The sequence below is a fragment of the Vibrio sp. QJM3NY_27 genome (assembly GCF_057785955.1).
Genome location: NZ_CM173512.1, coordinates 132,331 through 144,090, shown reverse-complemented (window position 1 = coordinate 144,090; position 11,760 = coordinate 132,331). Strand labels below are relative to the sequence as shown.

The 11,760-nt window shown below is 45.1% G+C and carries 10 protein-coding genes; all 10 read left to right on the top strand.

Annotation, left to right across the window (positions count from 1 at the left end):
• Window positions 1-57 precede the first annotated feature (57 nt).
• Entirely contained in the window at window positions 58-1,479 is a 1,422-nt protein-coding gene (locus AC3CIA_RS16535; protein WP_488519282.1) for an FAD-dependent oxidoreductase, read from the top strand.
• Window positions 1,480-1,706: 227 nt separating this feature from the next.
• Window positions 1,707-2,816: a putative 2-aminoethylphosphonate ABC transporter ATP-binding protein gene (locus AC3CIA_RS16530; RefSeq protein WP_488519281.1), complete on the top strand. Its 1,110-nt coding sequence runs from the start codon at window positions 1,707-1,709 to the stop codon at window positions 2,814-2,816.
• Window positions 2,817-2,837: 21 nt separating this feature from the next.
• Window positions 2,838-4,547: a putative 2-aminoethylphosphonate ABC transporter permease subunit gene (locus AC3CIA_RS16525; RefSeq protein WP_488519280.1), complete on the top strand. Its 1,710-nt coding sequence runs from the start codon at window positions 2,838-2,840 to the stop codon at window positions 4,545-4,547.
• A 68-nt stretch (window positions 4,548-4,615) separates the two neighbouring features.
• A complete protein-coding gene (gene phnR / locus AC3CIA_RS16520; RefSeq protein ID WP_017075809.1) occupies window positions 4,616-5,320 on the top strand; it encodes a phosphonate utilization transcriptional regulator PhnR in 705 nt (234 codons plus the stop codon).
• Between the two features lie 137 nt (window positions 5,321-5,457).
• On the top strand, window positions 5,458-6,360 hold the full coding sequence (locus AC3CIA_RS16515; RefSeq protein WP_488519279.1) for an EamA family transporter: 903 nt from the start codon (window positions 5,458-5,460) through the stop codon (window positions 6,358-6,360).
• Window positions 6,361-6,560: 200 nt separating this feature from the next.
• Window positions 6,561-7,577 carry a TRAP transporter substrate-binding protein gene (locus tag AC3CIA_RS16510; RefSeq protein WP_016797095.1) on the top strand — a complete coding sequence of 339 codons (1,017 nt, stop codon included), beginning with the start codon at window positions 6,561-6,563 and terminating at the stop codon, window positions 7,575-7,577.
• A gap of 65 nt (window positions 7,578-7,642) precedes the next feature.
• Window positions 7,643-8,200 (top strand): TRAP transporter small permease subunit, encoded by a 558-nt coding sequence (locus AC3CIA_RS16505; RefSeq protein WP_488519278.1) that lies wholly within the window; start codon window positions 7,643-7,645, stop codon window positions 8,198-8,200.
• On the top strand, window positions 8,193-9,515 hold the full coding sequence (locus AC3CIA_RS16500; protein ID WP_010428786.1) for a TRAP transporter large permease: 1,323 nt from the start codon (window positions 8,193-8,195) through the stop codon (window positions 9,513-9,515). Before AC3CIA_RS16505 ends, AC3CIA_RS16500 begins: the two co-directional genes overlap by 8 nt.
• 118 nt (window positions 9,516-9,633) lie before the next feature.
• Window positions 9,634-10,131, top strand: a complete 498-nt coding sequence (locus AC3CIA_RS16495; RefSeq protein ID WP_473577873.1) for a gluconokinase — start codon at window positions 9,634-9,636, stop codon at window positions 10,129-10,131.
• 3 nt (window positions 10,132-10,134) lie between these two features.
• On the top strand, window positions 10,135-11,643 hold the full coding sequence (gene gndA, locus AC3CIA_RS16490; RefSeq protein WP_488519277.1) for an NADP-dependent phosphogluconate dehydrogenase: 1,509 nt from the start codon (window positions 10,135-10,137) through the stop codon (window positions 11,641-11,643).
• Window positions 11,644-11,760 lie beyond the last annotated feature (117 nt).

Sequence of the window (11,760 nt, the reverse complement as noted above, 5' to 3'; positions counted from 1 at the left end):
AGGCTTCGGTCTTCCTTTTTAGTTTTACGCCTTTAGGTTTTTAGTAAGGTACAACAAATGAAAAAGCACTACTCATATTGGTTCAAGCAAGCATTGGAGCAGGAATTTGGTAGCATCAAGGTGGGACTAGAGTCCTCTAAACCGCTTCAAAAAGACGTTAACTGTGATATCGCCATTGTTGGCGGTGGTTACACCGGTTTATGGACGGCGATTTTAATCAAACAACAACAGCCTCAAAAGCACGTTGTGGTGATTGAAAAAGGTTTGTGTGGTAGCGGTGCTTCTGGTGCGAACGGCGGATGTATGTTGACGTGGTCAACGAAGTATCCAACGCTGAAAAAGCTCTACGGAAAACAACAAGCGAAATGGTTGGTTAAGGAATCGGAAAAGGTTATATACGAGATCGAAGCCTTCTGTAACGAACACAAGATTGACGCGCATCTATATCGCAGCGGAACTTACTACACGGCAACCAATGAAGCGCAAGAAGGTGGAATGGAACCTGTCGTTAATGAGTTGATCAAGCAGGGTATCAATAGTTGGAAGAAGTGCGATAATTCTTTGGCTGATAAAGCGGGATCTGAACGCCACATTGAGGGTTATTACTCAGAAGCTGCAGGCAGTGTGCAACCCGCTTTATTGGCTCGAGGCTTACGCCGAGTGGCTATTGATCTAGGTGTCGAAATTCATGAAAACACAGAGATGACTTCGCTCGATTATGGCTCTCCGGCTCGGATCCAAACTAAGGGCGGATCTGTCTTTGCCGATAAAGTTATTTTGGCGCTCAACGCGTGGATGTTCGATCACTTCAAAGAGTTCAAACGCAGTATTGTGGTTGTCTCGTCAGATATGGTTGTAACCAAGCCAATCCCAGAAAAACTCAAGCAGTTTGGCCCCGAAAAAGGAGCTGCAGTGGTGGATTCTCGAATCTTTGTTCATTACTACCGAGACACCCAAGATGGACGACTCATGTTGGGCAAAGGCGGCAATAAATTCTCATTTGCGAATAAAGTCGAAAGCATGTTCAACCAAACCACCAATTATCTGCCGATTCTCAATCAATCCTTCCAAAAATTGTTCCCTAAACTTGAGCAAAGTGAATTCGATTACAATTGGTCTGGCGGCTCAGATCGTTCGGTCACCGGTCTGTCATTTTTCGGTAATCTAAAAGGCCAAGGCAACATCTATTATGGGCTTGGTTATTCAGGCAATGGCGTTGCTCAAACCCGTATGGGCGGAAAGATTTTGTCAGCAATGGTACTCGATATCGACAATGCATGGACACGAAGCGGTTTAACCAAAGGCCCATTAGGACACTTCCCACCAGAGCCATTTCGTTGGGTAGGTGCGATGATGGTGCGTGATGCGGTGCGAAGAAAAGAGAACGCGGAAGATTCGGGTAGCCCGCCATTGTGGCTAGATAAACAGTTATCCAAACTCGCAGGTGCGGCGGGCAAAGCCGACAAGGTTGAATCATAGATTAATCTAACGTTTAAATTAGAAGTTTACATTTAGGCTCTCAGTGATTTATGGGCAAGTCACTGAGGGCTTTCAACGTTGAACGAACTTTTAATGCTGAACAAATAGCAATCTTTAATGCTTATTATATCTGCAATATAACTGTCATTTAGCTACTATAAATTTGTCACTCAACTGCAATATTCTCAGTTTAAATTTGGTATATACCATGTAGAGAGTGCTGTAGTATGAGCAACCAAACTTATTTGAATATTGAAAACGTTGTAAAGCAATTTGGCCAATTTACAGCGTTAAAAGACATCTCCCTATCGATAGATAAAGGCGAGTTCGTCTGTTTTCTTGGCCCGTCCGGCTGTGGAAAAACCACCTTATTACGTGCGATTGCAGGTCTAGACTTGCCAACTTCAGGTTCTATTGAGCAGAACGGTAATGATACGACCTTCTTGCCACCAGAAAAGCGCGACTTTGGCATCGTGTTCCAATCTTACGCTTTGTTTCCAAATCTCACTGTGGAAGAAAACATTGCGATTGGTCTAAAAAACCAAGGCATGTCGACCAAAGAAGCCCTTGAGACGGTTGAGTCTTGGTTAGAGACTATCGGCTTACCAACGTCTGGTCAGAAATTCCCAAATCAGCTATCTGGTGGACAGCAGCAGCGTGTTGCTCTGGCTCGCGCGTTAGCGTTGTCTCCAGGCTTGTTGCTACTCGATGAGCCTCTTTCTGCGTTGGATGCGAAGGTAAGAACACATTTGCGTGACGAGATCTGCCAACTGCAACGCAAGCTAGGTATCACCACTATTATGGTGACGCACGACCAAGATGAAGCCTTGACGATGGCAGACCGAATTGTGGTGATGAACCATGGTGTCATTGAGCAAGTAGGTGCTCCACAAGAGATCTACCAAAAACCCGTCAGTCGTTTTGTTGCTGAGTTTGTTGGCAGCATGAACTTCATTCAAGCTTCTGTTGCGGCGCAAGGCAAGATACGTATTGCTGAGTCGATGTTACCGTTGCCGGGTTTAGATAACCTCACTCCAAAACTTGGTGATGTTTTCGATATTGCCGTTCGTCCAGAGCAAATCCAGTTTGTGGATCGTTTTAGTGAGTCATTACCCGTGAGAATCGTATCAAGCGAATTCTTAGGGGCGTTTTATCGTGTTGAATGTCAATTGCAACATGACTCAACGGCGAAAGAGATCATCGTTGATGTATCAGTCAAAGAGTTCAATCGATTGAAGCTCCGCCGCAGTGATATTCGTTATGTCGCGTTTGATCAAGATGGCCTGAGAGCTTACCCAACGAAAAGCCTGCAAGTGATGGAAGACGAGGCGGCGTAAACAATCATGGAATCGACTCAAATGATGCAATCTAAACTGTTAATTCAGCGACGAGTACAACCTTTCCTTGCTCGGTTAAGTAAAGACAACGTAATTCTATTTGGGCTGTTGGCATTTTTGTCTGTAGTCATGACACTGTTTATTCTGATGCCATTGTGGGCAATGTTGAAAAAAAGCGTTCAGAACGCAGACGGTGAATTTGTAGGTTTACAGAATTTCGCCACGTACTTCGCTTCTCAAAGCCTTTGGCAATCTGTAGGGAACACTTTTACTTTGGGTCTGCTAGTCACGGTCGTAGTTGGTGTATTAGCGTTTGGTTATGCTTATGCTCTGACCCGTTCATGCATGCCTTTTAAGGGGCTTTTTCAAGTGCTAGGTTCAGCGCCGATTCTTGCTCCGTCATTGCTTCCCGCGATTAGTCTTATCTTCCTGTTTGGTAACCAAGGTATTGCTAAGGAAGTATTAGGGGGTAATTCGATCTATGGTTTGATTGGCATATCATTGGGCTTGATATTCTGGACGTTTCCACATGCCTTAATGATTTTAACTACTTCATTGAGAACCTCTGACGCTCGTCTTTATGAAGCGGCACGAGCCTTAAATACTTCACCTTTGAAAACCTTCTTTATGGTGACGTTACCAGCAGCAAAGTATGGTTTGATCAGCACTTTGATCGTTGTGTTTACATTGGTCGTTTGTGACTTTGGCGTACCGAAGGTGATTGGTGGTAGTTACAACGTGTTATCGACCGACATATTTAAACAGGTGGTCGGGCAACAGAATTTCTCGATGGGTGCAGTGACCAGTATCATCTTGCTGTTGCCTGCATTATTGGCGTTTACCGTTGATCGCTGGGTTCAAAAGAAGCAGAAGAGTCTATTTGATACTCGCTCTGTCGCGTACCAACCAGAACCAAGCACTCTACGTGATGGGTTGTGCTTTCTTTATTGCGCCATCATATCGGCGGCTGTGATTATTGTGTTGGGTATGGCGATATACGGGTCAATGGTCACGTTCTGGCCTTGGAACAAGGCGTTAACACTAAATAACTATAATTTTTCTGAGATGAGTACTTACGGTTGGACGCCATTCTTCAACTCTTTAACGCTAGGCGCATGGACAGCAATTGTCGGCACGGTATTGATTTTCTTGGGTGCTTATTGCATTGAGAAAGGCAGAGCATTCGGCCCTATTCGTCAAGCAATGCAAATGCTCAGTGTGGTACCGATGGCGGTTCCAGGCATGGTACTTGGTTTAGGGTATATTTTTTATTTCAACGATTTAAGTAACCCTTTAAATTTCCTATACGGAACAATGGCGTTCTTGGTTATTAACACCGTAGTTCACTACTACACAGTCGGTCACATGACGGCGTTGACTGCATTAAAACAACTACCTGATGAAATTGAAGCGACCGCAGCCTCGGTGAACTTACCGCAATACAAGCTGTTCTTTAAGGTGACGGTGCCAGTTTGTCTGCCTGCGATTTTAGATATTGCGACATACCTGTTTATTAATGCACTTACCACGACATCTGCGGTAGTATTCTTGTATTCTACCGATACGATACCTGCGTCAGTTTCAGTACTGAATATGGACGATGCAGGGCAAACGGGTGCAGCAGCTGCCATGGCGGTGATGATCATGATATCGGCAGCGAGCGCGAAGTTGATTCATATGTTAATCAATAAGTTATTCGAGAAGCGCACCCAAGCTTGGCGTAAGCGCTAGCAAATCATTTTATATTGCAGTTGGCCAAGGAGTGGCTGACGACAAGAACAAGAATAAAAGGAAATGAAGTGCAGTACGTAAAAATCAAAGATGTCATCGTAGAGCAGATAGAGTCGGGGATGTTAACGCCGCGACAGAAACTGCCTGCTGAGCGTAAACTGGCTGAATCGTTCGATACCACACGTGTTACGTTACGCGAAGCCTTGTCTTCACTTGAAGCGGAAGGGCGTATTTATCGAGAAGACCGACGTGGTTGGTTTATCTCTCCTGATCCGCTTCGTTACGATCCTACGCAAACGTTGAACTTCACTAACATGGCTTTGTCTCAGAACCGTAAGCCGAAAACAGAGTTGGTGTCGGCGAAAGGGATGTTAGCAACCAAGGAAGCGACAAAGCTTCTTAATCTTCAACCGTTCTCAGATGTTTATCGAGTGGACAGAGTTCGCTACCTTGAAGACAGACCGGTTGTGTATGTGACGAACTACATTCGACCTGAGCTGTTCCCTAACTTGCTTGACTACGACTTGTCTAAATCGTTGACTGACATCTACCGAGAGCACTTTGGTGTTGTGTATCAGAAGATCCGTTACCGCGTGAGTACAACGTCTTTGCTTGGCGAAACAGCACAAGCACTGCGTGCGACCTCAGGGTCTCCGGCTATGGTGGTCGAGCGTGTTAACTATAATCAAGATGGTGATTTGATTGATTGCGATATTGAATATTGGCGTCATGACGCGATCAGCATTGAGTCGATCGCACAGCTAGAGCGCTAGTCATACGTTATAACGTTGGCATACCTGCAATTATGCAGGATTGCCCAATTGAAACGCTCAAAGGTCTCTTATTCGGAGGCCTTTTTTATCACCTGTTGTCAGCCGTTGTGCTAATTCATCAATAATTTAGGAATGAAATGGAATTCTCTGCGATTGTAATCGTGATCATTTCGGCTTTACTTCACGCGGGTTGGAATGTTCTAGGTAAATCCAATCAAGGCTCGGGCTCGTCTTTCTTCTTAGCCTCTGGCTTTGCCGCTGCCGCGATATTGACGCCTTACTTGATCTGGTATGTTCACAGTGTTGGACTGTCAAATATCTTACTTCCATTTTGGCAACTGGTTTTCTTGAGTGGGATTTGCCAAATCATCTATTTGATCGGCTTGGGGGCAGCCTATAAACAGGCTGATATCGGCGTGATTTACCCAATGGCAAGAGCACTGCCCGTGTTGATGGTGGGTTTAGGCACGGTGTTGATAGGCTATGAATTGTCGGCGAACCAATGGACTGGGTTCACTTTAATAACCTTAGGCTGCTTGTTTGTACCACTTAAGCAGTTTTCAGATCTTAGGTTAAAAGCGTATCTGAACCTTGGCGTGCTGTGGGCGTTAATCGCCGCTATTGGTACCACGGGCTATTCCATCATTGATAAAGAGGCGCTTCTATTATTAGAGCCTCTAAGCACACAAATCATTACTAACAAACACACTGCGATTTTCTACCTAGGCATTCAGTTTTGGGCGATTGTGATTCCGCTGGGTGTTTGGTTATTCGTAACCAACCAAAGAATCGAATTTCATAATGCTTGGTTATTGCGTAAAAGAGCAACACTTGCTGGCATCATGATGGCTTCGACTTATGGTTTGGTGTTATTTGCAATGACTATGACAGAGAACGTCAGCTTGGTTGTGGCACTTAGGCAAGTAAGTATCATCTTCGGCGTAGTGATGGGGATCTACTTTTTAAAGGAAAAGTGGCACGTTACACGTGGTGTAGGCGTCATGTTTATCATTGCTGGCTTAGTTATCTCACTGACTTAAAAAGAAATTAAATCCTACCTCCAACCTATAATGTGACTTTTCAGTCGCATTTTTCTTATTGATAGCAAACGTTTTACTAATGTTAAAGATGTGATCCTTCTCATAGACAAGGCTGTAAAGTTACCGGTAACATTCATCTCAACGTTACCGGTAACATATAATTACAAACCGGACTCTGTGAAACTCATAAGGATACCCAAATGAAAGCTCTGACTAAAACGCTGATTGCTGCCTCCCTCACTGGTCTATTTGCTACTTCAGCAATGGCTGCAGACTTTAAACTTAAAATTCAATCTTCAGATCCTTCTGGCGACTTGAACTTCAAAGTTCAGCAGAAGTGGGCTGAGCGCGTAGAGACGATGTCTAACGGACGTATTGATATCGATCTTCTGCCTGTAGGCGCTGTGGTTAAGCACACAGAAACGCTAGGCGCGATCAAAATGGGCATCCTAGATGGTCACATCACAGCAACAGGTTACTTCTCAGGTAAAGATCCAGCATTTGGTCTTATCGGTAACATGGTTGGCGCATGGTCAGACACAACACAACTGCTTCAGTACATGAACTACGGTGGTGGTAATGAGCTAATGACCGAACTGTACAAGCCTTACGGAGTTCAGTTTGTTGGTGCTTCTACGACAGGTGTTGAATCTTTCATTTCTAAAAAGCCAATCGATGGTGTTGCGGATCTTAAAGGCCTGAAATTACGTGCGCCTGAAGGCTTAGTTCAACAAGTATTTGCAGCCGCGGGTGCTACTCCAGTAAACCTGCCGGGTTCTGAAGTATTTACTGGCCTAAGCAAAGGCGTAATTGATGCCGCGGACTACACGGTATTCTCTACCAACCAAAAAGCGGGCATGAACGATATCGCTACTCATCCAGTTCAACCGGGCTTCCACTCACTGCCTCTTATCGATATCTCTGTATCTCAGAAGAAGTGGGACAAGATGCCAGCTGATCTACAAACAATTCTGCAAACATCAGTGCGTGACTTCTCTTACGACATGACAACTCAGCTGAAAATGGCTGATCAAGCAGCACTGAAAGAAGCTCAAGCGAACCCAGAAATCACTATCCATGACTGGTCTCAAGAAGAGCGTAAGAAGTTCCGTGAAATCGCGAAAGGCCAATGGAAGGTATTTGCAGAGCGTTCTGATAACGCAGGAAAAGTTTATACCTCAGTGACTGTGTTCCTAGAAGAAAACGGCTTACTGTAATTTAAACTTAGTTTACTGACGGGGGAGGGCATTGCTCTCCCGTATTCTCCCAGGATATTTGGCCCATGACAGACAAAACTCCCCATGCCCCAGCTGAAAACGACGAGCAACCAAGAAATGTGCTTGATCGTTTTGTTATAAAGTTCAGTAATCTCGTGAGCTGGTTTTTTATTTTTACTGTATTGATTTCATTTTATGAAGTTGTGATGCGTTACGCATTCGATGCCCCGACCACATGGGTACATGAAACAGCTTCTTTCATCGGCGGTTCTTTATTCATTATTGGTGGTATCTACGCGTTTGCCGCAAATAAACATGTACGTGTTGTTCTTATCTACGATTCAGTTTCTAACCAAGCACGTAAATATTTAAACCTTGTTCATCACATTGTTGGTTTAGCCTTCGCTGGCATGCTCGCTTACGCGGCTTACTTCACTGCAGAAGAATCATGGTTTGCACCATGGGGTGAATTCCGCCTTGAAACATCAGGTTCAGTGTTAAACGCGCCTTATCCTGCGCTGCTGAAAGGCCTGATTTTTGTCGTTTTGTGTGTTCTTGTTGTCCAGTTTGCATTGCACCTAATCCAAGAGTTGATGGGTCTAAGGAAGAATGACGATGTTTGATTTATCTTCTATTGGTATCGCATGGGGCAGCTTGCTCATGCTGGTTATGATGATTGGCTTGCTACTGACCGGTATGCAGCTAGCGTTCGTAACAGGCTTTGTCGCGATTTTCTTCACTCTATGCTGGTTTGGCCCTGATGCCTTACCTTTGATCGCAAGTCGTACCTACAGTTTTGCTTCTGGTTATGTGTTCTTAGCAGTACCGATGTTCGTTTTGATGGCGGCTTTATTAGACCGTTCGGGCATTGCTCGCGATTTGTTTGATGCAATGAAATCTGTCGGCCGTAAAGTTCGTGGTGGTGTGGCAGTTCAAACGCTATTAGTTGCGGTTCTTTTGGCTTCGATGTCGGGCGTTATCGGTGGTGAAACGGTACTACTAGGTATTCTTGCTCTACCACAAATGCTTCGTTTAGGTTACGACCGTAAGCTTGCTATCGGCACAACCTGTGCGGGTGGCGCACTTGGTACCATGCTTCCACCAAGTATCGTACTGATCATCTACGGTATGACTGCCAGCGTATCAATTGGCGATTTGTTTAAAGCGTCATTCTTACCCGCGTTTATTCTTGCTGGCTGTTACATCGGCTACGTGCTGATTCGCTGTAAGCTAAACCCTTCTCTTGCGCCTATTCCAAGTGATGATGAGACAGAAGAAGACATCGCCAATCAGCCAAGCTACTTCAAAGCTCTGTTCTTCCCATTGCTTTCTGTCGCAACGGTTTTGGGCAGTATCTACACAGGCATTGCTTCAGTAACAGAAGCGTCTGCATTGGGTGTAGTTGGTATCATGATCAGTGCGCTAATCCGTGGTGAACTGAACTTCAGCATGTTGAAAGAGAGTGCCATCGCAACCATGCGTACCTGCGGCATGATCATGTGGATTGGTATCGGTGCAAGTGCATTGGTTGGTATCTACAACCTGATGGGCGGCATTGATTTTGTTGAAGAAACCATCCTTGCGCTCAGTGGCGGTAACGCGACAGTAACGCTACTAATAATGATGGCTATCTTGTTGGTACTAGGCATGTTCCTTGACTGGGTAGGTGTGGCACTTCTAACAATGCCAATCTTCGTTCCAATCATCACTGGTCTTGGTTTTGACCCTGTGTGGTTCGGCGTTGTGTTCTGCCTAAACATGCAGGTGTCGTTCTTGTCACCGCCGTTTGGTCCTGCGGCATTTTACTTGAAATCAGTAGCACCAAAAGACATCAGCTTAGGTGAGATTTTCTCTTCACTACTGCCGTTCATTGCACTTCAAGTATTGGTTCTGGCACTGGTTATTATCTTCCCTCAGCTCGCGCTTTGGTGGCAATAACAGCGAAGGTTCCTGAGTGAGTTTAACGTTCAGGAACCTATCAACAGCAACACAAGTTTAACTATTAGATTCGATTGTCAGCCCCTGTTTTGGTTGGGGCTTAGGGAAGGCTTGCCTTATGAAAAGCAAAAAAATACTCGTGATGGGCGTATCTGGATGCGGAAAAAGCCTGATTGGTAGCCGTATCGCGCAGGCTTTAGATCTCCAATTCTTTGATGGTGATGACTTCCATCCGCAAAGCAACGTTGAAAAAATGCGCCAAGGTATTCCGCTGACTGACGAAGATCGTCAAGGATGGTTAGAAACACTAAACAAACAATACCTTGAGCAGCCAAGTGCCGTAATTGCTTGCTCGGCATTGAAGCCGAAGTACCGAGATATTCTTCGTAGGAGCAACGAAGGCTTAGTTATCGTGTACCTACAAGGTAGCTTCGACACCATTTGGAACCGCCATAAAGCGCGCGAGAACCATTACTTCAATGGTCAAGAAATGCTAATGAGCCAATTCGCAACCTTGGTTGAGCCGAATGAAGGCGAAGCGTTGTTTGTCGATATCTCACAAGATGTTGAGCAAGTAGTAGAAAGCGCACTTAAACAAATTAAGCAGATAGGCTAAACCATGACTCAGATAAAAAATGACATCGCGATGATTGGTTTAGGAGTTATGGGTAAAAGCCTTGCGCTCAACCTACTTGATAATGGATTCAACGTAGCAGGTTTTGATTTGAACGCCGACAACATTGAGCGCGCCAGTTCAGAAGCAAAGCTGCTTAATGAATCGTTTACTGGTAAAGGTCAGTTCACACAAGGGACTAGCCTTGAGCATGTGCTGCAAGGGCTAGCGAAGCCACGTGTAATCGCTTTGTCGGTTCCTGCTGGGAAACCTGTCGATATCGTCGTGAATAGCTTGCTTGATGCTGGCTTAGAAAATGACGACATTGTTATCGATACAGGTAATAGCCTTTGGACAGATACCGAGGCGCGTGAAGTGAGCTACAAAGGCAAACTGCGCTTCTTTAGCACCGCCGTTTCTGGTGGTGAAGAAGGCGCTCGTGTTGGCCCTGCGCTCATGGCGAGTGGCGACCAATCGGCTTGGCAATATGTGAAACCGATGTGGGAAGCGATTGCTGCAAAAGTGGATGCTAATGGACTACCGGTTGCTCAGTTTGAAGCGGGTGAAGCGTGCGCGGCGTATGTTGGCCCTTCAGGGGCTGGGCACTATGTGAAAATGGTGCACAACGGTATTGAATACGCCGACATGCAGCTTATCTGTGAAGTTTATCAGTTCATGCGTGATGTACTTGAAATGCCAGCTCAAGAGATTGGGCAAATTTTTGAACAATGGAACAGCGGTGTACTTAATAGTTACCTAATGGAGATCAGTGCCGATATTCTGCAGCAAGAAGATGTTGTAACGGGTAAACCATTTGTTGATGTTGTGCTTGATAAAGCAGGGCAGAAAGGCACAGGCTTGTGGACAGCAGTAAATAGTTTACAAGAAGGTTGCCCTACACCAACCATCGCACAGGCGGTTTATGCACGTGCGATGAGCGGTCAAAAATCACAGCGTATTCAAGGGAGCAAACTGCTAAAAGGCAACGTTGCTGATGCAAGTCAGTTGGATAAGACAGAGGTTGTCTCTGAACTTCATGATGCTTTGTATTGCGCCAAACTGTCTGTTTATGCGCAAGGTTTTGATTTATTAAAGACAGCGTCAGACAAAGAGGGGTGGAATCTCGATTTCACTCAAATAGCTAAGATCTGGCGAGCAGGTTGTATTATTCGTGCAGCATTCTTACAAGGTATTACATCGGCTTATCAACAAAATGGTGAGCTGGCGAACCTGTTGTTTGACGAGGTTTTCATCAAACAAGTGGAAGAGCGTGAGCTTGCTTGGCGCATCGCGGTAGCGAACTCAGCTCTATATGGTGTACCGATGCCGGGGATCAGTTCTGCATTAAGCTACTTTGACTCATTACGTTGCGAGGTGTTGCCTGCGAATTTACTGCAAGCACAACGTGACTATTTTGGTTCTCATACCTATTCGCGCGTGGATAGAGAGGAAGCCGAAAAGTTTCACGTAACTTGGAGTCAGTCTCCAAGAACTGAAGTAAAAGTTAACGCTTAAATGATGTATAACGCCCTCGCAATGAGGGCGTTATTGTTTGAACTGTAAGCAGCATTAAGTATATCTGTTTTTATGTTCTTGTCGCGGTATCAACCTTTTGTTAGATAAGGCTTCAAA